Raw genomic sequence first — 20,640 nt, 5'->3', positions numbered from 1 at the left:
GCGCAGGAGCCGTAAAAAAAAAGCCGGCCAAGTCGGCCGGCTGAGTGATTATTGGAGGCCGGCCGCTGCCGCCACCTCGGCGGCAAAGTCCGATTCTTTCTTTTCGAGCCCTTCGCCGAGCACGAAACGTTCGAAGCGGGTGATGGAGACCGGGCCCCCTACTGCGGAGCCGACCTCTTTGACCACCTGGCCGATGCCCTTGTCGGTGTCCTTGACAAAGACCTGCTCGTTCAGACAGATCTCGGCGTAGAACTTGTTGATCTGGCCGTCGAGGATCTTCTCGATGATAGCGTCCGGCTTGCCGGATTCCTTGGCCTTGACGCGATAGATTTCCTTTTCGCGCTCAAGGACGTCGGCCGGAACCTGGTCGCGGCTGACATACTGGGGAGCGGCAGCAGCGGAGTGCATCGCGATGTCGCGTACAAATGCCTGCAGCGTCTCGCGGTTGGCATCACTGACAGCCGGGCTGTCAATCTGCACCAGCACGCCGATCTTGCCACCGGCATGGATGTATGAGCCGATCAGGCCGCTGCCCTGAACGTCGAATTTGACAAAACGACGGATCTGGAGGTTTTCGCCGATCACGGCGATTGACTCGCTCAGATAGGCCTGGACATTCTTGCTGGTATCGCCGACAAAAGGCTGCTCCAGCATGGCGGCGCAGTCAGCCGGGGAGGTGGCCAGGATGTGGCGGCCGATATCTGCCACGAAAGCCTGGAATTTGTCGTTTTTGGCAACAAAGTCGGTCTCGCTGTTGACTTCCACCAGCACACCGCTTTTCAGGTCGTCCGACACAAAGGCGGCAACAACACCTTCGGTTGCTGCGCGGCCGGCCTTTTTGGCGGCAGCGGCCAGGCCTTTGGTACGCAGGAAGTCGACCGCTTTTTCGAAATCGCCGTCATTCTGCTCGAGAGCCTTTTTGCAGTCCAGCATGCCGGCGCCGGTTGATTTTCTCAGTTCATTAATCTGTGTAGCTGTGATGGCCATTATATCCTCCTTCCCCATTGTTAGGGGATGTATATGGGTAAATAACCGCAGGACGGCAATGCCGGGCGCTTGTCTGCCAGTGGCAGCCGGTGCGCCCGGCGCTGATGCCCTGCGGTCCGATTCCGGTTTAGGCTTCTACTGCGGCTTCGGCTTCGACAGCCTCTTCAGAGGCCCCTTCCGTATCGGCCTGAAGAGCTGCGTTGCGGGCCTGGCCCCCTTCGAGGACCGCATCAGCGATCTTGGAGGTCAGCAGGCGGATAGCGCGGATGGCATCGTCGTTGCCGGGGATGACATGGTCGATCGGATCGGGATCGCAGTTGGTATCGACAATGGCGACTACCGGGATGCCGAGCTTGTTGGCTTCCTGGACGGCGATTTCTTCGTTTTTGGGGTCGATGACGAACAGGACGCTGGGGAGTTTGTGCATGCCCTTGATGCCGCCCAGGGTTTTCTGGAGCTTCTCGCGGTCCTTCTCAAGCAGCATGCGCTCTTTTTTGGGATAGGCTTCGATGGTGCCGTCCTCGAACATGGTATCGATCCTTTTGAGGCGATCGATACTCTGCTTGACCGTGGCAAAGTTGGTCAGCATGCCACCCAGCCAGCGCTGGTTGACATAGAACTGGCCGCAGCGCAGCGCCTCTTCGGCGACCGAATCCTGGGCCTGCTTCTTGGTGCCGACGAACAGCACGGTGCTGCCTTCCTGAGCAGATTCCTTGACGAAGTTGTAAGCGGATTTGAAGTAGCGGACGGTCTTCTGGAGGTCGATGATGTAGATGCCGTTGCGAGCCCCGAAAATGTAGGGCTTCATCTTGGGGTTCCAGCGCTTGGTCTGGTGTCCGAAGTGGACGCCGGCTTCCAGCAGTTCCTTCATACTGATGCTTGACATGGTGTTCTCCTTTGGTTTTCCTCCGCCCCGCTAAATCCCTGCACGTCACAAGGGACACCGCCGGTTCGTTCGGGGCGTGTGAATTGAAAAAGCATTATTTTATAACATGTGACGATGTTGATGGCAAGCGGAATGTGTTGTGCTAGGGATGGCTCGTATACCCCCGGTGAGGCTGGCTGCTGTCTCTGGATGGAGCAGCTCCGGCAGGGGAGGGATTTCAGGAGGGAGCGGTGAAAAGCGCCCCGGTCGGGCAATTTTCAATGCAGCGTTTGCAGCGGTCGCACGGCTTCCGGTTTATCATCACCGCCAGCTTGCGGCGCCCCCGGGGCTCAAGCGTGAAGATGCGCTGCCTGCAGGCGGCCACACAGCGACCGCAGCCGGAACAGCGCTCGGCAGCTATCTGAACGAACGCAGGGGGAGGGGAGCTCACAACCCCAGATCCAGCTGTTTCCAGGTGAATTCGGCTTTCTTCTGGCGTCCGAAGGGATAATAGCGGGGGCAGGAGGCAACCACCGCGATGGAGGCCTGTTTGCAGGTGCGGCGGCACGACGTGCACAGCTTGTTGGAGGATTTTGCGTGTTGAGTGGATTTCATTCGCATCTGGTGCGGCCTCCGGGGTTGGAATGCTCCCGGAGGCCTCTCATGGATTGTGTCAGGCCACGAACCTGACCCAGCCGAATTCGTCCTTGATCTTGCCGGTCTGGATGCCTGTCAGGGTATCGTACAGTTTCTGGGTGATATCACCCACCCGTCCCCCGGTCAACTGCAGGCACTCGTCCTTGTAGCAGAGTTTGCCGACCGGAGTGATCACGGCGGCGGTTCCGCTGCCAAAGGCTTCGGTTACCTTGCCGGCCCGGATGTCGGCCATCAGTTCTGCGATGTCGATCAGGCGTTCCTCAACCTCGTATCCTAAGGTCGGCGCCAGGGTCAGCACCGAATCGCGGGTGACGCCGGACAGGATCGTACCGGTCAGGGGGGCGGTGACGATCTTGTTGCCGTAGGCAAAGAACATGTTCATGGCGCCCACTTCTTCGATGTAGCGCCGTTCGCGGCCATCCAGCCAGAGCACCTGGTCGAAGCCCTTTTTCTTGGCTTCCTGGGCGGCCATCAGCGAACTGGCGTAGTTTCCGCCGGTCTTGGCCTCGCCGGTTCCTCCCGGGACGGCACGCACATAGCGGTCCTCCACGAGGATGTTGACCGGATTGAAGCCGGCGGCGTAATAGGCCCCCACCGGCGAAAGGATGACGAAGAAGTAGTAATGATCGGAGGGCTTGACCCCCAGAACCGGATCAACGGCGATCATGGCCGGACGAATGTAGAGCGAGGTTTCGGGTGCAGTCGGAATCCAGTCCTTTTCCAGGGCGACCAACTGCTCGATCCCTTTCAGGAACAGCTCCTCCGGAACCGCCGGCATGCAAATGCGTTCGGCGGACTGGTTGAAGCGGCGGGCATTCATTTCGGGGCGGAACAGGGCCACGCGACCGTCGTCCCACTTGTAAGCCTTGAGACCCTCGAAGATCTCCTGGGCATAGTGCAACACTGCACAGGCCGGATCCAACTGAAACGGCTCGTGAGGCTTGACGCGCGCATCGACCCACCCCTGGCCTGCCTTCCACTCGACAAGCAGCATCCGGTCGGTAAAATACTTACCAAAGCCGAGTTGAGCCTGATCCTTGATCTTGTCCTTGATCTTGTCCGCGGGCAGCGGGGTAATCGTGATCTCCATCGATGCGCCTCCCCATGTCGTGTAATCGCGATTTTTGTACCATAACCGTACCTTTACGGCAAGGTGAAAAACCCTGTTGACAAACCCCTGCGGTCATGGTTAAGTGCCAGCGCTTTTGGTTCTGTAAGTATTTAAAATAACTAGAAAATTTTAGTTTGACTAAATTTTTTGAATTTTCGGAAGACTATTTAGTTCCAGTACTTATTGTTCAACAAAAAATCGGGAGGAGTAACCTGTATGCAGAAACAGAGATTCCGCAAGGTCATGGCAGCCAACCGCGGCGAGATCGCCATCCGTATCTTCCGGGCCTGCACCGAGTTGGGCATCGGCACGGTCGCCATCTATTCCGAGGAGGACAAGCTCTCGCTGCACCGCTACAAGGCGGATGAGGCTTATCAGGTCGGCAAGGGCAAGGCCCCCATTGACGCCTACCTGGGGATCGACGAAATCATTGCCCTGGCGCTCAAGGCCGATGTGGATGCCATCCATCCCGGTTACGGTTTTCTGGCGGAAAATGCCGAATTCGCCGAGAAATGCGAAGCCAACGGCATCACCTTCATCGGCCCCACCGCCGACATGCAGCGCGCTCTGGGTGACAAGGTGGCCGGCCGCAAAGCGGCCATTGCGGCCGGTGTCAACGTGGTGCCCGGCACCGAGGAGCCGATCACCAAAGAGGAGGAGGCTCTCAAATTCGCCAAGGACCACGGCTATCCGATCATCATCAAGGCCGCGGCCGGCGGCGGCGGACGGGGCATGCGGGTGGCCCACAACAAGAAGGAACTGCTGGAAGGGCTGGTGGCGGCCGGCAGCGAGGCCAAGGCCTCCTTCGGCAATGCCGCCGTATTCCTGGAGCGCTACCTGGCCAACCCCAAGCATATCGAGGTGCAGGTGCTGGGAGACAACTACGGCAACCTGGTGCATTTCTTCGAGCGCGACTGCTCGGTGCAGCGCCGCCATCAGAAGGTGGTCGAGTTCGCGCCGGCGCTCTGCCTGACCCAGACCCAGCGTGAGGAGCTCTGCACCGCGGCCCTCAAGATCGCCGGGCAGGTCAGATACCGCAACGCCGGTACGGTTGAGTTTCTGGTGGACCAGGAGGGTAATCACTACTTCATCGAGATGAATCCCCGCATTCAGGTCGAGCATACCGTGACCGAGATGATCACCGGCCGCAACCTGGTGCAGAATCAGATCCTGGTGGCCTGCGGACACAAACTCTCCGACCCGGAGATCAACATCCCCTCCCAGAGCGCCATCGACATGCGCGGCTATGCCATCCAGTGCCGCATCACCACCGAGGACCCGGCCAATAATTTCTCCCCCGATTTCGGCACCCTGACCACCTATCGTTCGGCAGCCGGCTGCGGTATACGCCTGGATGCGGGCAACGCCTTCACCGGCTCCAAGATCACCCCCCACTACGATTCGTTGCTGGTCAAGGTAAGTTCCTGGGGGCTGTCGTTCCAGGACGCGGCCCACATCATGAACCGCGCCCTGCAGGAATTCCGCGTACGCGGAGTCAAGACCAACATCGGCTTTCTGGAGAACGTTGTCACCCATCCGGTGTTCCTGAAAGGCAACTGCGACACCTCCTTCATCGATAAGCATCCGGAGCTGCTGCAGTTCCGCGAGAAGAAGGATCGCGCCAGCAAGGTGCTCTCCTTCCTGGGGGACGTGGTCGTCAACGGTTCTCCCGGCATCGTCAAGCCGCTCAAGTCGGCCGACCTGATCGAAGCCCGCCTGCCGGAGATCGACTACACCCGGCCGCGCCCGGCCGGCAGCCGCGACCTGCTGATGACGCTGGGGGCCGAGGGGCTCTCCAAGTGGATCCTGGAGCAGAAGAAACTGCTGTTGACCGACACCAGCATGCGCGATGCCCACCAGTCCAATCTGGCCACCCGCGTGCGTACCTACGACCTGCTCAGGATCGCCGAGCCGACCTCCTACCTGGGGGCGGACCTGTTTTCGCTGGAATGCTGGGGGGGCGCCACCTTTGACGTCTCCATGCGCTTTCTGAAGGAAGACCCCTGGCAGCGTCTCCACAAGCTGTCCGAGGCGGTTCCCAACATCCTGTTCCAGATGCTGCTGCGCGGTTCCAATGCCGTCGGCTACACCAACTATCCCGACAACGTGGTCGAAAAGTTCGTGGAAGAGGCAGCCAATTCGGGGGTCGATATCTTCCGGGTGTTCGACTCCCTCAACTGGACCAAAGGCATGCAGGTGGCCATGGAAGCGGTGCGCAAGACCGGCAAGGTCTGCGAGGCGGCCATCTGTTACACCGGCGACATCACCGACCCGAAGCGGGACAAATACCCGTTGGAGTACTACATCGGCATGGCCAAGGAACTGGAGGCAATGGGTGCCCATATCCTGGCCATCAAGGACATGGCCGGCCTGTTGAAGCCGCTGGCCGCCTACAAACTGGTCAAGGCCCTCAAGGAGAATATCGGCATCCCGGTGCACCTGCATACCCACGACACTTCCAGCAACGGCAGCGCCACGCTGCTCAAGGCGGCCGAGGCAGGAGTCGATATCGTGGATGCGGCCCTGTCGTCCCTGTCGGGGCTGACCGCCCAGCCCAACCTGAACGCCCTGGTGGCCACCCTGGAGGGAAGCGAGCGCGACCCGCAGGTCAACGCCCCCGGCCTGCAGAAGCTGGCCAACTATTGGGAGACGGTGCGCGACTACTACGCCCCCTTCGAGTCAGGCCTGAAAAGCGGCACGGCCGAGGTCTACCACCACGAGATTCCCGGCGGCCAGTACTCCAACTATAAGCCGCAGGTGGCCGGCCTCGGTCTGATCGAGCGCTGGGACGAGTGCAAGGAGATGTACCACAAGGTCAACATGCTCTTCGGCGACATCGTCAAGGTCACCCCCTCCTCCAAGGTGGTGGGGGACATGGCCATGTTCCTGGTCAAGAACGACCTGCAGCCTGAGGATGTCTTCACCAAGGGGGCAGAGCTGGCCTTTCCCGAGTCGGTGGTGGGCATGTTCAAGGGCATGCTCGGCCAGCCCTATCAGGGGTGGCCGGAAGAGCTGCAGAAGATCATCCTCAAGGGGGAGCAGCCGATCACTTGCCGTCCCGGCGAGCTGCTGGAGCCGGTGGATTTCTTCGAGGAGCGGCTGAAGTTGGAGGAAAAACTGGGCCATAAGGTGGACGACAAGGCTCTGATCTCCTCCATCCTCTACCCACACGTCTATCCCGAGTTCGACCGGCATCGCCAGGAATTTTCCGACACCGCGGTCATCCCGACCCCAATCTTCTTCTACGGTCTGGAGCCGGGTCAGGAGACCTCCCTCGACCTCGAGCCGGGCAAGACCCTGATCATCAAGCTGAACGCCATCGGCAAGGTCCAGAAGGACGGCACCCGGGCAGTGTACTTCGAACTGAATGGCAACAATCGCTCGGTGGTGGTCCGCGACCAGTCGGCCCAGACCGACGAGGCGGTGCGTGTCAAGGCCGACAAGGGCAACGCCGGCCATATCGGTGCGCCGATGCCGGGCAAGGTGCTCAAGGTCAACGTCAAGGCGGGCGATGTGGTCAAGGCCGGCGATGTGCTGATAGTGACCGAGGCCATGAAGATGGAGACCAACATCAAGGCCAAGGCGGACGGCACGGTGGCAGAGGTGAAGTTCAAGGAAGGGGAGAAGGTGGAGAAGGAAGACCTGGTCATCGTTATGGGCTGATTGACGGCTTCGCCAAAGGTCCGTCTGCGGCGTTGCTCCTCGGACGGGACGTTCAACGTAGCGCTGCTACGCCTCGCGCCCCGTCCTCCGGTGCGCCTTGCATCTGGAGCCTTTGGCTGTGCCGTTGAAAAACAGGTAGACAAACTTCAACGCCCCGCTCGGATATGCTGAGCGGGGCGTTTTTTGCAGCGATGTCGCCTAGACCCCCTCGGCCAGGGCGAAATGCACGTGTTCACAGGCACGGTGATGATCGGTTCGCGCCATGAAGTACCGGCGGTGTATGTCGCACGGTCCGAGGTGTTCGCGCAGAATAAAGCCGCATGAAGCAAGCTCGCTGCCAATTCGTGGGCATTGAAGCACGACAGCATCGACTCGCCCAGTTCTCGCACGCTGGACAGCATCCGCGTCACACGGGGCATCACCTTTGCCGGCTGGCAGGCGACGCTGTCCAGGTAATCGACAGCAGCCGGCTGTCGGCTGGGGCGCTGGCCGCGATCTGGTGCAAGGTGCCAGTTCGCGAGGAGGCCCGATCTTCGCCGCACTTGGTGGACAATTCCCTGGCATGGCTTATGCTTTTTATGGGCATCAACCTATTGTCAGGAGGTGGATCATGCAAAAGGAACTCATCGCCGTTTTCGCTGTTCTGGTAGTGATAGGAATCCTGACGTGGCTGCTCTCCGGGACCGGCATACTGGATGGCTTCAGCGGGATGTTCGTAAGGGTGCTGCTCGGTTTCTCCATGCTGTTCCTGACGGTGCGAATCTGCGGCTGCCGCAGGTCCGGCGTGTTGTCGCAGGGCAGGAGACATGCTTAAGCTCCAGACTCCTCCCCGCCGCTGGCGCTCCTTTTTTCCGCCGCCGTATTCAAGCCCCGCTCTCCGGTATGGAGGCGGGGCTTTCCTGTCGGACAGGAATAATTCCCGCCTGACAGGAATATTCCTGCCAGACAGCAGGTTACCAGAGAAGCGGAGCTGGCAGTCCCGGTCCAAAAAACGGTTGCCTTGACCTGTGAATTCGTAGGATAAGACTATTCTACTGGACAGATCAGGGGGGCAGCCGCATGCAATTCTATGTCGACCCATATTTCCCCGACGATATTCATGCCGTCGGGGATGCCGGAATGGCCGGATTCGAGGAGAAACGTCCGCTGTACCTCTCCGGCTGCAAGAATTTTCTCAGCCATTATCGAGAAGAGATCCGCACGGTGCATCAAGGGGGCGCCTCGGGCACCGAAATTACGCACCTTTTGTGCGACATGATCGACGAACTGGTCAACAAGCTGTTTCTGTCGATTCTGGACGATATCGACAGCAGCCGCGCAGCCATGGAACACGTGGCACTGGTGGCTGTCGGCGGTTACGGGCGGGGAGAACTCAACCCCTACTCAGACATCGACATCATGTTCCTGCATGACGGCAGCATGCCGGTTTCCCAGGTGGAGGACATCGCCCAGAAACTGCTCTACTTCCTGTGGGACATGCGGCTGGATGTGGGGTATTCGGTACGTGTCATTGCCGATTGCGTCGAGATGGCCGCTGCAGACAACACGGTCAAGACCGCCCTGATGGACGTGCGTTACCTGAACGGTAGCCGGCAGCTGTACGAAGCGCTGCACAAGGTTATCTTCACCCAGATTCTACCCAAGTCCAGCGACAAGTTCATCAAGGAGAAGATGTCCGAGCTGAAGGTGCGGCGTGAAAAGTACGGCTCGACCGTGTATCTCCTGGAGCCCAACCTGAAGGAAGGGGAAGGTGGGCTGCGCGACCTGCAGACCGCCATGTGGGTAGCGCGGGTCAAGTACAAGTTCAACTATCCCAAGGAACTGATCATCAAAGGCATTCTCAGCGAAGATGAGCTGGAAACCTATTATGCCGCTCTCGATTACCTGTGGCGTATCCGCAACGAACTGCATTACTTCAGCGGACGCAAGAACGACCAGTTGACCTTCGATGCCCAGGTCCATCTGGCCGGATTCCTGGGATATCAGGACCGGGACCGGGTGCTGGCGGTGGAAGATTTCATGCGGGATTACTACCGCCATGCCAACCGGGTGGAGCATTTTTCTTCCAGCCTGGTTTCGCGCTGCGTCTGGCGGGACGAAGGGGCTCTGAAGATCCTGGGCTACTTCGTGCGGCGGCCGGTGGGGGATGGCTGTTTCGTGCTCAAGGGTGAGCTGATCGTTCCGGACGAAACGGTGGTGGAAAAGAATCCGGTGGTGCTGATGCGGATCTTCGAGCTGGCCCAGAAGCACGGCGTGACCCTGAATGTCCGCGTCAAGGGGCTGGTCCGCAAAAACCTGCACCTGGTCAACGACAAATTCCGCCGCAACCGCGACGTCAGCCAGTCCTTCCTCAACATCCTGAGCTCGACCAAAGGTGTGGCCGAAGCCTTGCGCAGGATGCACCACCTGGAGTTCCTCAACAACTACATCCCCGAGATGGAGCACATCTACTGCAAGGTGCAGCACGACCTGTATCACATCTACACCGTTGACATTCATACCCTGTTCGCCGTGGAAGAGACCGAGCGGATGCTGAACAACGACCTGAAAAAGGAACTGCCGTTCCCCTGCGAGATCGCGGCCCAGGTCGGAAAACGCGAGCTGCTGGTGCTGTCGGTCCTGTTCCATGACATTGGCAAAGGGGCCGGCGGAGGCCATGCCGAGAAGGGTGCGGCCATGATCCCGTCCATCTGCCGCCGGCTCGGTCTTTCCCGGGAAGACAGCGAACGCCTGGCATTCCTTGTTCGCCAGCACCTGCTCTTTGCCCACATCTCCCAGCGCCGTGACCTGAACGACGAGCGGATGATTATCCAGTTCGCCCGCCAGATGGAAACCAGTGAAAATCTGAAGATGCTCTTTCTGCTGACCGTAGCCGATGTCCGGGCGGTCGGTTCCGACGTCTGGACAAGCTGGAAGGCGCTTCTGTTCCAGGAACTGTACGAAAAGGCCTTCAACGTGCTGGAACGGGGCGATTTCCGCCTGGAGGCAAGCAGCGAGCGGGTCAAAGGCGTCATGCGCAAGGTAACGGAGCTGTTGAAGGACGAATTTCCGCCTGCCAAGGTGCAGGCCGAGCTCAAGGCCATGCCGGTGCGGCTGCTCCTGTCCAACAATGTCCCGCTGATTTCCGAACATGTCCGCACGCTGATGGGGCTGGAGCGGTCAGACATCCTGATGCAGGTGGTTCACCGCCCGGAAAACGGCTACTCCGAGTTCACCATCTGCACCCCCGATATGCCGGGGCTGTTTTCCCGCATCACCGGAGTGATGGCGGCCAACGGCGTCAACATCCTGGGTGCCCAGATCAATACCTGCCGCAACGGCAAGGTGCTGGACATCCTGCAGGTCAACTCCCCCCACGGTGAACTGATCGTTGATGAACAGCGCTGGCAGAAGGTGCAGAATGACATGCGTCGGGTGATCCATGGAGAGGCCGATGTGGCCCTGCTGGTGGAAAAGCGGCAGCGCCCCTCGCTCCTGACAGCCCGGCCGGCTCCCCGTTTCCCGACCCGGATCGAGTTCGATAACGAAGTCTCCGAGGACTACACCGTCATCGACATCTACACCCACGACAAGGTCGGCCTGCTGTACCTGATAACCAGCACCCTGACCCACATGGGGCTCTACATCGGCGTGTCCAAGATCTCGACCAAGGTCGATCAGGTGGCGGACGTCTTCTACGTGCGCGACATTTTCGGGCAGAAGATCACCGACGAAGGCAAGCTCGAAGAGATCAAGGGGCGCATGATCGCTGCCATCGACGAGTGGGTCTGACCTGGATTCAGTTGCCGCTGCTCTGCAGGGCAACTCGGACAGTACCGCATCACGGGGCGGCAAACAAAGATCAGAACAACATTCCAAGGGAGGTGCATCATGAAGAGATTTTCGCTGGTCGTCGCTGCTGTGCTGCTGTCCCTCTGTCTGTACGGTGTCGCCATGGCCGGCCCGACCGAAATTACCTGGTTCGGCCAGTCCGCTTTCCGGGTTACGACGCCGGCCGGGAAAGTCGTGCTGATCGATCCCTGGATTGTGAATCCGGCCAATCCCAATGGCCAGAAGGATCTGGAGTCGCTCAACCGGGTGGACCTGATCCTGCTGACCCACGGGCATGGCGACCATATCGGCAATACGGTAGAAATAGCCAAACGGACCGGAGCCAAGCTGGTGGCCACCTTTGACTTGATGAAAGCCATGGTCAGCTATGCCGGTTTTCCGGAAAAGCAGGCCGACCGCGCCCTGACCGGCAGCTTCGGCGGCGAAATCCCTCTGCTTGACGGCGAGGTGTCGGTGCGCTTTGTCCCGGCAGTGCACGGCGGCAGCATGGATACCGAAAAAGGACCGGTCTATGCCGGTCAGCCGGGGGGCTTTCTGATTTCGGTCAAAAACGGGCCCCGCATCTACCACACCGGCGATACCGACCTGTTCAACGACATGGCGCTTTTGTCCGGCAGCGTGGACCTGATGATGGTTTGTATCGGCGACAAGTTCACCATGGGACCGCGCCTGGCTGCCCAGGCGGTCAAGCTGATCCGCCCCCGCATGGCAGTACCGATGCACTTCGGCACCTTCCCGGCCCTGACCGGCACGCCCCAGCAGTTCAAGGTGGAATTGGACAAGCTGAAGCTCGGCAAGACGATGCGACAGATGAAGGTGGGGGAGACGCTGGTGTGGAAATGAGCTGAGTCGAGCGTGACTGTGGGAGCACGCATAGTGAGAAACGAAGAGGTGATCGGAGTTGTGGCGGAGATCCCGGAGGGACACCGTCATTTGCGCACCACTTTGCATCTGGCGGACGGCACCACCATCACCCTGCAGGAGGCCACCGTGGCCGCTGTGGTGCGGGCCTATACCGCGATCAAGACCGGTCCGCTGACCAGCCGAGTCGCTCTTAGGGGACGGCATGTGCCGGACCGCAAGCCCGGCTATGCCGAATGGCAGCTGCTGGAGGAGCCGGAACCATGAGAACATCCATGCGCGACCCGTTGCTGGATCATCCCGAGCTCTCTGCCCGCTATTTCTACCCCTGGCCGAATCGCTTCGAGGGGCCTTTTTTCGTCGAAGGGGATGGTTTCCGTCTTGGTTGCCGCTACCTGAAGATATCCGACGATCTCCCCACCATCATCCATTTTCACGGCAACGGCGAGAGCGTGGCCGATTACCTGGGGGGGTTCGAGCAGGCTGTCTGCGCCCTGGGAGCCAACCTGCTGCTAGCCGAATACCGAGGCTACGGCATGTCCAGCGGCACACCGGTCCTGGCCGCCATGCTGGACGATGTGCCGCTGATTGTCGCAGCCAGCGGCGTGCCGCCGGAGCGGATCATCTTTTTCGGCCGCTCGCTCGGCTCGCTTTATGCCCTGCACGGTGCTGCCCTCTATCCGCAGGCTGCCGGCCTGATCGTGGAGAGCGGCCTGGCCGATCCGCTGGAAAGGATCCTGGTACGGGTCGAGCCGCACCAGGTGGGGGCCACACCGGAGGAGCTGCTGGCCACGGTGGACCGTTGTCTCAACCAGCGCGGGAAGATCGCCGCCTTCAGCGGTCAGGTGCTGGTGATGCATACCCGCGACGATGACCTTGTGTCGGTGGACCATGCCGAACGCCTGTTTGTCTGGGCCAATCCCCCCAAGCGGCTGCTGATTTTCGAGCTCGGCGATCATAACACCATTCTAACGGCCAATCACGACGCCTACTTCTCGGCCGTGGGAGCACTGATCGGACAGGTGGCGGGCACCAGCCAATGAACGACTATCTGGACCTGTTCATCAGCTACCTGACCGTGGAAAAGGGGCTTTCCGCCAATACCCGGGAGGCCTACAGCCGGGATCTGGCCCGCTACCTGGATTTCCTCGAAAAAAAAGGATGCACCACCCCTGCCGTTGTCGGTGCCGCAGAGATCGCCGCGTTCCTGGGATGCCTCAAGGAGCAGGGGCTCGGTCCCCGCAGCCGAGCCCGCTGTCTGTCGTCGATCCGCATGTTTCACAAATTCCTGATGATCGAGAACTATGCCGACCGCAACCCGGCCTCGATCATCGAGTCCCCCCGCACGCTGCACAAGCTGCCCGAGTTTCTGAGTTCCGCCGAGGTGGATGCCCTCTTTGCCGTTTGCGCCGGGCACAAGCAGGAAGAGGTGCGCGACCTGGCCATGCTGGAGCTGTTGTACGCTACCGGGCTGCGGGTGTCCGAGCTGGTCAGCCTCCGGCTGCGGGAGGTGAATCTTGATGCCGGGTATCTGCTGACAATCGGCAAGGGCAACAAGGAACGGTTGGTGCCGATCGGCGAATCGGCCTGTGAAAAGGTGGCCGTCTATTTGGCGCAGGTGCGTGGCCGGCTCGACCCGGCCAGCCGGAACCCGTTCCTGTTTCTTTCGCGCCTGGGGGACGCCATGAGCCGCCAAGCCTTCTGGAACATCGTCAAGAAGCGCTCCTACCAGGCCGGCATCCGCAAGAACATCTCCCCCCACACCCTGCGGCACTCCTTTGCCACACATCTGCTGGAAAACGGTGCCGACCTTCGCAGCGTCCAGATCATGCTGGGGCACGCCGATCTTTCCACCACACAGATCTACACCCATGTCACCTTGGAGCGGCTGAAGAAAATGCACCAGCAGATCCATCCCCGGGGCTGATCGATGCTGCCGCCCGCATATTCTCGTCCCCTCCCGAATCGGCAGCGCAGCAGGATCGGTATCATTAGCCTTGAAACTCGGTCGCTGTTCCTGTATAAATTAGGGCTTCCATTGAGCCGCATATGCGCCGTTGCGCGTTTACATAACAGGCTGTAATCCCGCTTATTTAGTCCCGATGTGGGGCCATTTCCTGACAACCGACGAATCTTTGGAGCCTGTGTGAAAATCTGTTCGCTGGCCAGCGGCAGCAAGGGAAATTGTCTCTATGTGGAGACCGGCGAAACCCGCGTGCTGATCGATGCAGGCATGTCGCTGCGCGAGACCGTACTGCGCATGGAGGGCTGCGGGCTCGATCCTGTTGGCGTCCATGCGGTGCTAGTCACTCATGAGCATATCGACCATATCCGCAGTGCCGGTTCGTTTGCGCGCAAGTTCAAGGTGCCGGTGGTCGCCAGCCACCTGGTGCGCCGCAAGGCCGAGCATTACTTCAAAAAGACGCAGGTGCTCGAATTCGAATCGGGCAGCGCATTCTCCTTCAGGGACCTCCGCATCGATCCTTTCCCGATTACCCATGACGCCTGCGATCCGGTCGGCTATGTCCTCGAATCCCGGGAGGGATGCTGCGGTTCCGCCACCGACCTGGGGGTGGTCACCCGTCTGGTCATGGAGAAGCTGCGCGGCTGCCGCTGCCTGAACCTGGAATCGAATCACGACGTGGAGATGCTGATGAACGGCCCCTATCCCTGGGAGCTGAAACAACGCATCAAGTCGCGCCACGGTCATCTTTCCAATGTCGAGTCGCTGGAACTCCTGCACGAGCTGGCCCACGACGGCCTGGAGGCATTGGTTATGGCCCATCTGTCGGAGGTTAACAATCACCCCGATCATGTGGTGGCGACCACTCGATCCTTTCTGGCCGACCAGAACATTTGCGCACCGTCGGTGGTGATCGGCGACCAGTATAAGGCCAGCGCGGTGCTGGAAATCTAGAATCAAAGTTTACTCACCACTGGGGACACAGAGGAAAACAAGAAAACAAGGACAAGGCGAAATCATTTTTATCAATAACCTGTTTTTTCGTCTTCGACTTTGACTGCCTCTGTGTTTTCTGTGGTGAAGCTTTTGTTTTGAATTCAATTATTGAGGAGTTGTGCATGATTTCACGCTATACCCGTCCCGACATGGCAAAAATCTGGGAACCCGAAAACCGCTTTCGCATCTGGCTCGAAATCGAAACCCTGGCCTGCGAGGCCCAGGCCGAACTGGGGGTGATCCCCAAGGAGGCGGTGCCGGTCATTCGCGAGAAGGGCAACTTCGACATCGCCCGTATCGACGCCATCGAGGCCGAGGTCAAGCATGACGTGATCGCCTTTCTGACCTCGGTGGCCGAGTATGTCGGTCCTGAGGCGCGCTTCATCCATCAGGGCATGACCTCCTCGGACGTGTTGGATACCTGTTTGTCGGTGCAGCTGGTGCAGGCTGCCGACGAACTGCTGGCCGACCTGGACATGGTGCTCGATTCGATCAGGGTGCGGGCTCTGGAGCACAAGCATACGGTCTGCATGGGGCGCTCCCACGGCATTCATGCCGAGCCGGTCACCTTCGGCCTGAAATTGGCCGGCTGGTATGCCGAGATGCAGCGTAATCGGGTCCGCCTGGCCGCTGCCCGCGAGAATATCGCCACCGGCGCCATTTCCGGCGCTGTCGGCACCTTCGCCAATATCGACCCCTTTGTGGAGGAATACGTCTGCAAGCAGATGGGGCTCAAGCCCGAGCCGGTCTCGACTCAGGTCATCCCCCGCGACCGGCATGCCGAGTACTTCTGCGCCCTCTCGATCATCGCCTCCTCCATGGAACGCATCGCCGTGGAGATCCGTCACCTGCAGCGCACCGAGGTGCTGGAGGCGGAAGAGCAGTTCACCAAGGGGCAGAAGGGCTCTTCGGCCATGCCGCACAAGCGCAACCCGATCCTGTCCGAAAACCTGACCGGTCAGGCCCGTTATGTCCGCTCCATGTGCATCCCGGCCCTGGAGAACGTGGCCCTGTGGCACGAGCGGGACATCTCCCATTCTTCGGTGGAGCGCTACATCGGGCCGGATGCCACCGTGGCCCTGGACTTCTCCCTGCGCAGACTGAGCGGCCTGATCCGCAACCTGGTGGTCTATCCCGAGAACATGCTCAAGAACCTGAACCAGATGAAGGGACTGGTCTTCTCCCAGAAGATCCTGCTGGACCTGACCCAGGCCGGCGTATCACGGGAGGATTCCTACCGCCTGGTGCAGCGCAACGCCATGAAGGTCTGGGAAGAGGGCAAGGATTTCCTGACCGAACTCCTGGCTGACCAGGACGTTGTCGGGGCGCTGGGAGAGGCCAAGATTCGCGAGTCCTTTGATCTCAATTACCATCTCAAACACGTCGACACTATCTTCAAGAGGGTTTTCGGTGAATAACCTTTCAGATTTCATTCAGGGGCTGCTGCGCCCCGAGGACAGCGACGGCGCGGTGCTGTTCTGGGCCAAAGAGATTCTGGGAGCGCTGCTGATCCTGTCCTTCTTCTGGATGCTGAGCCAGATGGCCGGCATGGTGCTGGAAAAGTGGGGCCGGAAACTGACCGCCTTCACCTCTACCGACCTGGACGACCGGATACTGCAGCGCAGTATCCCGCATGTCTCACGGCTGCTGAACATGCTCGGTTTCTACCTGGCTGTCCGCTCGCTGCCGCTCCACGAAAAGGTCGTAATCGTGATCTCCGGCGTGTTGTTCGTGGCGCTGGTAGTGATCCTCTTCAACCTGGTCTACCATGCCCTGGACGAGCTGCTGCAGTGGTACCTGGGGCGGCGGCAGGCTGACGAGGCACTGATTTCCCGGCACATGCTTCCCATTGCCGAAAAGATTGCCCTGCTGTTCCTGATGGGCGCCGCCCTGATCATCATCCTCAAGCACTTCAACTACGACATCTTCTCGATCATCACCGCCCTGGGGATCGGCTCTCTAGCTATCGGTCTGGCTGCCAAGGACACCCTGGCCCATATGATCTCCGGCTTCACCCTGATGCTGGATCAGCCCTTCCACATCGGCGACCGGATCAGGCTGGCGGGCGGCCAGGTGGGGGATGTGATCGACATCGGCCTGCGATCCACCAAGATCCAGGGGCTCGACAGCACGGTGCTGGTCATTCCCAACTCCGATCTGTGCAATTCCACCGTGATCAACATGATGCGTCCCACTGCCGTGAGCCAGGGGCGCATCACCCTTGGCGTCGGCTACAACAGCGATGTGGAGCGGGTCAAAGCACTCCTGCTGGAGATTGCGCAGGGGAATCCCGAAGTGCTGCCTGATCCGGCTCCCGTGGCGCTCTTCACCGCCTTCGGCGACAGCGCGCTCACTATGCTGCTCCTTTTCTGGGTCAATGATCCGGCAGCCCTGGGCCGGGTCACCGACCAGTTGAACAGCGCCATTCTCAGACGTTTCCGTGAGGAGCGCATCGAGATTCCGTTCCCGGTCCGCACCGTGATCGTGGATAAAATGGTGGAGCAGCCCCGATAATCTTATCCGTCGGAAGAAAGACAGACGAGTTCCGAACAAGAGCTCTGATGGGCTCTCGTGAAGCGATAAACCAAAGGAAGACACCATGTCCAACAGAATTGAAATAGCCCTGAAAGAAGGCGTTCGCGACGCCCGCGGCGAGCGGATCAAGCGTGAGATCGAGCATTTTCTGAACCTGCCGGTGGAGGAAGTGCGCACCATCGACGTCTATACCGTCGATGCCGACCTGTCGCAGACTGAACTGGAACAGGCGGCCAACGGCCCCTTCAGTGATCCGGTCATCCAGACCTGGAGCCTCGACAGGCCCCTGGCCGCAGGATTCGACTATGCCGTGGAGGTCGGCTTCCGCCCCGGCGTAACCGACAATGTCGGCCGTACCGCCCGCGAGGCGATCGAGTATCTGACCGGCCGCCCTTTTGGCGAGGGGCAAGGGGCCTTCTATGCGGTGCAGTATCTGTTGAAGGGGCAGCTTGCTGCCGCTGACGTGGAAAAAATTGCCACCGGCCTGCTCTGCAATACTCTGATCCAACGCTACAGCGTGCTTTCGGCGGCGGAGTTCATGGCCAAGCGCGGCTTTCCGCCGGTGGTGCCCAAGGTACAGGTCGAGGTTAAGGCCGAGGTCAAGGAAATCGACCTGAATGTTTCCGACGATGAGCTGCTGCGCATCAGCAAGGAAGGGGTGCTGGCCCTGACCCTGGAAGAGATGCGTATCATCCAGGCGCATTACCGCGACCCGCAGGTAGTGGCTGTGCGTGCCAAGGTCGGCCTGGGCGCCAAACCGACCGACGTGGAGCTGGAGTGCCTGGCCCAGACCTGGTCCGAGCACTGCAAGCACAAGATCTTTGCAGGCACGGTGCAGTATGAGGACGAGCAGGGTAACAAACAGGAGATCAAGTCCCTGTTCAAGTCCTTCATCCAGCGTACTACCAAGGATGTGCGCGAAAAATTGGGGGAGCGTGATTTCTGCCTGTCGGTCTTCAAGGACAACGCCGGGGTGATCCGCTTCAACGACGACTATTCGCTGGTCTTCAAGGTCGAAACCCACAACTCTCCGTCGGCGCTGGACCCCTACGGCGGGGCCTTGACCGGCATCGTGGGGGTCAACCGCGACCCGTTCGGCACCGGCCAGGGTTCCAAGCTGATCTTCAACACCGACGTGTTCTGCTTTGCCGATCCGTTCTATAAAAAGCCGCTCCCCAGCCGCCTGCTGCATCCGCGCCGGATCTACGAAGGGGTGGTGGAAGGTGTCGAGCACGGCGGTAACAAGAGCGGCATTCCGACTGTCAACGGCTCGCTGGTGTTTGACGACCGTTTTGCCGGCAAGCCCCTGGTCTTCTGCGGCACGGCCGGTCTGATGCCGGCCGAGCTGAACGGTCAGCCCGGGCATGAGAAGTCCATCCAGCCGGGTGACCTGATCGTGATGACCGGTGGCCGCATCGGCAAGGACGGCATCCATGGCGCCACCTTTTCGTCGGAGGAATTGAACGAGAACTCGCCGGTCACGGCGGTACAGATCGGCGATCCCATCACCCAGAAGCGCATGTTCGACTTCCTGATCCGGGCCCGTGACAAGGGGCTCTACCGTTTCATCACCGATAACGGCGCCGGTGGGCTCTCCTCCTCCATCGGCGAGATGTCCGGCGAGTGCGGCGGCTGCCGCATGGACCTGGCCAAAGCGCCGCTGAAATACCCCGGCCTCAACCCATGGGAAATCCTGATCTCCGAGGCCCAGGAACGCATGTCCCTGGCCGTGCCGCCGCAGAAGATCGACGAATTCATGGCCATGGCCAAACGTTTCGGCGTGGAGGCAACCCTGCTGGGCGAGTTCACTGATAGCGGCGTGTTCCACATCCTGTACAACGACCGCACCGTGGCCTGGCTGCCGATGGACTTCATGCATGAGGGGCTGCCCCCCATGCAACTGCCGGCCAAGTGGACTCCGCCGCAGCACGCGGAACCGGTTGTGGAACAGAAATCTGACTACACCGGCGATCTGCAGCAGTTGCTGTCCTCGTTGAACATCTGTTCCAAAGAATCGGTGGTGCGGCGCTACGACCATGAGGTTCAGGGGGGCTCGGTAGTCAAGCCCTTCGTGGGGGTCAATAACGATGGTCCCTCCGATGCGGCCGTGGTGCGGCCGATCCTGGACTCCTTCGAAGGGGTGGTGACGGCTCACGGCATCTGCCCGCGTTATTCCGACATCGACACCTACCATATGACCGCCAACGCCATTGACGAGGCGCTGCGCAACTACGTTGCCGTGGGGGGCTCGCTGGAGCTGGTGGCCGGCCTGGACAACTTCTGCTGGTGCGACCCGGTCCTGTCGGACAAGACCCCGGACGGTCCCTACAAGATGGCCCAGCTGGTGCGCTCCAACCAGGCGCTCTACGACATCTGCATGGCCTACAACCTGCCGCTGATCTCCGGCAAGGACTCCATGAAGAACGACTTCTACGACGGCGCCGTCAAGATCTCGATCCCTCCGACACTGCTCTTCTCGGTGATCGGCAAGATCGAGGACGCCCGCAAGGCGGTGACTCTGGATGTCAAGCGTTCGGGGGACATCGTCTATCTGTTGGGCAAGACCGGCGACGAACTGGGTGGCTCGGAATATCTGGCGCTCAAGGGAGCCATCGGCAACACGGTGCCCCAGGTCGATACCGGTCGTGCCTACAAGCGCTACCAGGCCTACCACCAGGCAGTCGTGCAGGGGCTGGTGGCCTCCTGTCACGACCTGTCCGACGGCGGACTGGCGGTGGCTGCGGCGGAAGCGGCCTTTGCCGGCGGCTTCGGCATGACTGTCGATCTCTCCCGTGTGCTCTGGAAAGGGGATACGGCGGGTAAAACCGATGCAGCGCTGCTGTTTTCCGAATCGGCTTCGCGCCACCTGGTTACCGTGCATCCCGAACAGCGCGAGCAGTTCGAGGCCGTCATGAGCGGCAACTGCTTCGCCTCCATCGGTGTAGTGACTGAGGAGCAGGCTCTGGTTGTAACGGGACTCGCCGGTGGCTCCGTGGTCAAGGCGGAACTGGCGGAGCTGAAGGAAGCGTGGCAGAAGACGCTGCGGGAACTGTAACACCCCAAAGCCTTCACCACGGAGGATACGGAAGAAATCAGAGGAAAACTAAACAGGGATAGACAAGATACGTAGGCTTTATTCTGACACGGCTTGGATTCATCCCATTAATCCTG

At 60.1% G+C, this 20,640-nt stretch carries 16 protein-coding genes; 11 read left to right on the top strand and 5 right to left on the bottom strand.

Annotated elements, in window-relative coordinates; all coding sequences use genetic code 11:
* Window positions 1–48: 48 nt before the first annotated feature.
* From tsf to GSVR_RS14865, 5 genes are all read right to left on the bottom strand, one after another.
* Complete coding sequence (gene tsf, locus GSVR_RS14885; RefSeq protein WP_173202348.1) at window positions 49–987, bottom strand: translation elongation factor Ts; 939 nt, start codon at window positions 985–987, stop codon at window positions 49–51.
* Between the two features lie 127 nt (window positions 988–1,114).
* Entirely contained in the window at window positions 1,115–1,873 is a 759-nt protein-coding gene (gene rpsB / locus GSVR_RS14880) for a 30S ribosomal protein S2 (RefSeq protein ID WP_173202347.1), read from the bottom strand.
* Window positions 1,874–2,090: 217 nt separating this feature from the next.
* A complete protein-coding gene (locus GSVR_RS14875) occupies window positions 2,091–2,303 on the bottom strand; it encodes an ATP-binding protein (protein WP_173202346.1) in 213 nt (70 codons plus the stop codon).
* Window positions 2,300–2,473 carry a hypothetical protein gene (locus tag GSVR_RS14870; RefSeq protein ID WP_173202322.1) on the bottom strand — a complete coding sequence of 58 codons (174 nt, stop codon included), beginning with the start codon at window positions 2,471–2,473 and terminating at the stop codon, window positions 2,300–2,302. Before GSVR_RS14870 ends, GSVR_RS14875 begins: the two co-directional genes overlap by 4 nt.
* 52 nt (window positions 2,474–2,525) lie before the next feature.
* Window positions 2,526–3,599, bottom strand: coding sequence for a branched-chain amino acid aminotransferase (locus tag GSVR_RS14865; protein ID WP_173202345.1), 1,074 nt, complete (start codon window positions 3,597–3,599; stop codon window positions 2,526–2,528).
* A gap of 237 nt (window positions 3,600–3,836) precedes the next feature.
* Here GSVR_RS14865 and GSVR_RS14860 point away from each other — a divergent pair, with 237 nt between their 5' ends.
* From GSVR_RS14860 to GSVR_RS14810, 11 genes are all read left to right on the top strand, one after another.
* Window positions 3,837–7,283: a pyruvate carboxylase gene (locus GSVR_RS14860; RefSeq protein ID WP_173202344.1), complete on the top strand. Its 3,447-nt coding sequence runs from the start codon at window positions 3,837–3,839 to the stop codon at window positions 7,281–7,283.
* A gap of 610 nt (window positions 7,284–7,893) precedes the next feature.
* Window positions 7,894–8,097 (top strand): hypothetical protein, encoded by a 204-nt coding sequence (locus GSVR_RS14855; protein WP_173202343.1) that lies wholly within the window; start codon window positions 7,894–7,896, stop codon window positions 8,095–8,097.
* Window positions 8,098–8,342: 245 nt separating this feature from the next.
* Window positions 8,343–11,054, top strand: a complete 2,712-nt coding sequence (glnD, locus tag GSVR_RS14850; RefSeq protein WP_173202342.1) for a [protein-PII] uridylyltransferase — start codon at window positions 8,343–8,345, stop codon at window positions 11,052–11,054.
* A gap of 99 nt (window positions 11,055–11,153) precedes the next feature.
* Entirely contained in the window at window positions 11,154–11,957 is an 804-nt protein-coding gene (locus GSVR_RS14845) for a metal-dependent hydrolase (protein ID WP_173202341.1), read from the top strand.
* A gap of 33 nt (window positions 11,958–11,990) precedes the next feature.
* The gene (locus GSVR_RS14840) at window positions 11,991–12,242 is read left to right on the top strand and encodes a hypothetical protein (RefSeq protein WP_239077342.1); all 252 of its coding nucleotides are present in this window, start codon (window positions 11,991–11,993) and stop codon (window positions 12,240–12,242) included.
* Window positions 12,239–13,018 (top strand): alpha/beta hydrolase, encoded by a 780-nt coding sequence (locus GSVR_RS14835; protein WP_239077341.1) that lies wholly within the window; start codon window positions 12,239–12,241, stop codon window positions 13,016–13,018. The genes GSVR_RS14840 and GSVR_RS14835 overlap by 4 nt, the downstream gene beginning before the upstream one ends.
* The gene (xerD, locus tag GSVR_RS14830; RefSeq protein ID WP_173202339.1) at window positions 13,015–13,902 is read left to right on the top strand and encodes a site-specific tyrosine recombinase XerD; all 888 of its coding nucleotides are present in this window, start codon (window positions 13,015–13,017) and stop codon (window positions 13,900–13,902) included. The genes GSVR_RS14835 and xerD overlap by 4 nt, the downstream gene beginning before the upstream one ends.
* Window positions 13,903–14,121: 219 nt before the next feature.
* Window positions 14,122–14,892, top strand: a complete 771-nt coding sequence (locus tag GSVR_RS14825) for an MBL fold metallo-hydrolase (protein WP_173202338.1) — start codon at window positions 14,122–14,124, stop codon at window positions 14,890–14,892.
* Window positions 14,893–15,056: 164 nt separating this feature from the next.
* Window positions 15,057–16,352, top strand: a complete 1,296-nt coding sequence (purB, locus tag GSVR_RS14820; RefSeq protein WP_173202337.1) for an adenylosuccinate lyase — start codon at window positions 15,057–15,059, stop codon at window positions 16,350–16,352.
* The gene (locus GSVR_RS14815) at window positions 16,345–17,448 is read left to right on the top strand and encodes a mechanosensitive ion channel family protein (protein ID WP_239077340.1); all 1,104 of its coding nucleotides are present in this window, start codon (window positions 16,345–16,347) and stop codon (window positions 17,446–17,448) included. Before purB ends, GSVR_RS14815 begins: the two co-directional genes overlap by 8 nt.
* Window positions 17,449–17,533: 85 nt before the next feature.
* Window positions 17,534–20,524: a phosphoribosylformylglycinamidine synthase subunit PurS gene (locus GSVR_RS14810; protein WP_173202336.1), complete on the top strand. Its 2,991-nt coding sequence runs from the start codon at window positions 17,534–17,536 to the stop codon at window positions 20,522–20,524.
* The last annotated feature ends 116 nt before the right edge of the window (window positions 20,525–20,640 follow it).

The sequence above is a fragment of the Geobacter sp. SVR genome, assembly GCF_016865365.1.
Classification (GTDB): domain Bacteria; phylum Desulfobacterota; class Desulfuromonadia; order Geobacterales; family Pseudopelobacteraceae; genus Pelotalea.
This window is presented reverse-complemented; position numbering and strand designations above follow the sequence as displayed.

Bases quoted from the DNA above. Each gene is read 5' to 3' on its own strand.
- GSVR_RS14845 (WP_173202341.1), top strand. From the start codon at position 11,154: ATGAAGAGATTTTCGCTGGTCGTCGCTGCTGTGCTGCTGTCCCTCTGT.
- GSVR_RS14860 (WP_173202344.1), top strand. From the start codon at position 3,837: ATGCAGAAACAGAGATTCCGCAAGGTCATGGCAGCCAACCGCGGCGAG.
- tsf (WP_173202348.1), bottom strand. From the start codon at position 987: ATGGCCATCACAGCTACACAGATTAATGAACTGAGAAAATCAACCGGC.
- purB (WP_173202337.1), top strand. From the start codon at position 15,057: ATGATTTCACGCTATACCCGTCCCGACATGGCAAAAATCTGGGAACCC.
- rpsB (WP_173202347.1), bottom strand. From the start codon at position 1,873: ATGTCAAGCATCAGTATGAAGGAACTGCTGGAAGCCGGCGTCCACTTC.
- glnD (WP_173202342.1), top strand. From the start codon at position 8,343: ATGCAATTCTATGTCGACCCATATTTCCCCGACGATATTCATGCCGTC.
- GSVR_RS14865 (WP_173202345.1), bottom strand. From the start codon at position 3,599: ATGGAGATCACGATTACCCCGCTGCCCGCGGACAAGATCAAGGACAAG.
- GSVR_RS14810 (WP_173202336.1), top strand. From the start codon at position 17,534: ATGTCCAACAGAATTGAAATAGCCCTGAAAGAAGGCGTTCGCGACGCC.
- GSVR_RS14870 (WP_173202322.1), bottom strand. From the start codon at position 2,473: ATGCGAATGAAATCCACTCAACACGCAAAATCCTCCAACAAGCTGTGC.
- GSVR_RS14855 (WP_173202343.1), top strand. From the start codon at position 7,894: ATGCAAAAGGAACTCATCGCCGTTTTCGCTGTTCTGGTAGTGATAGGA.
- GSVR_RS14835 (WP_239077341.1), top strand. From the start codon at position 12,239: ATGAGAACATCCATGCGCGACCCGTTGCTGGATCATCCCGAGCTCTCT.
- xerD (WP_173202339.1), top strand. From the start codon at position 13,015: ATGAACGACTATCTGGACCTGTTCATCAGCTACCTGACCGTGGAAAAG.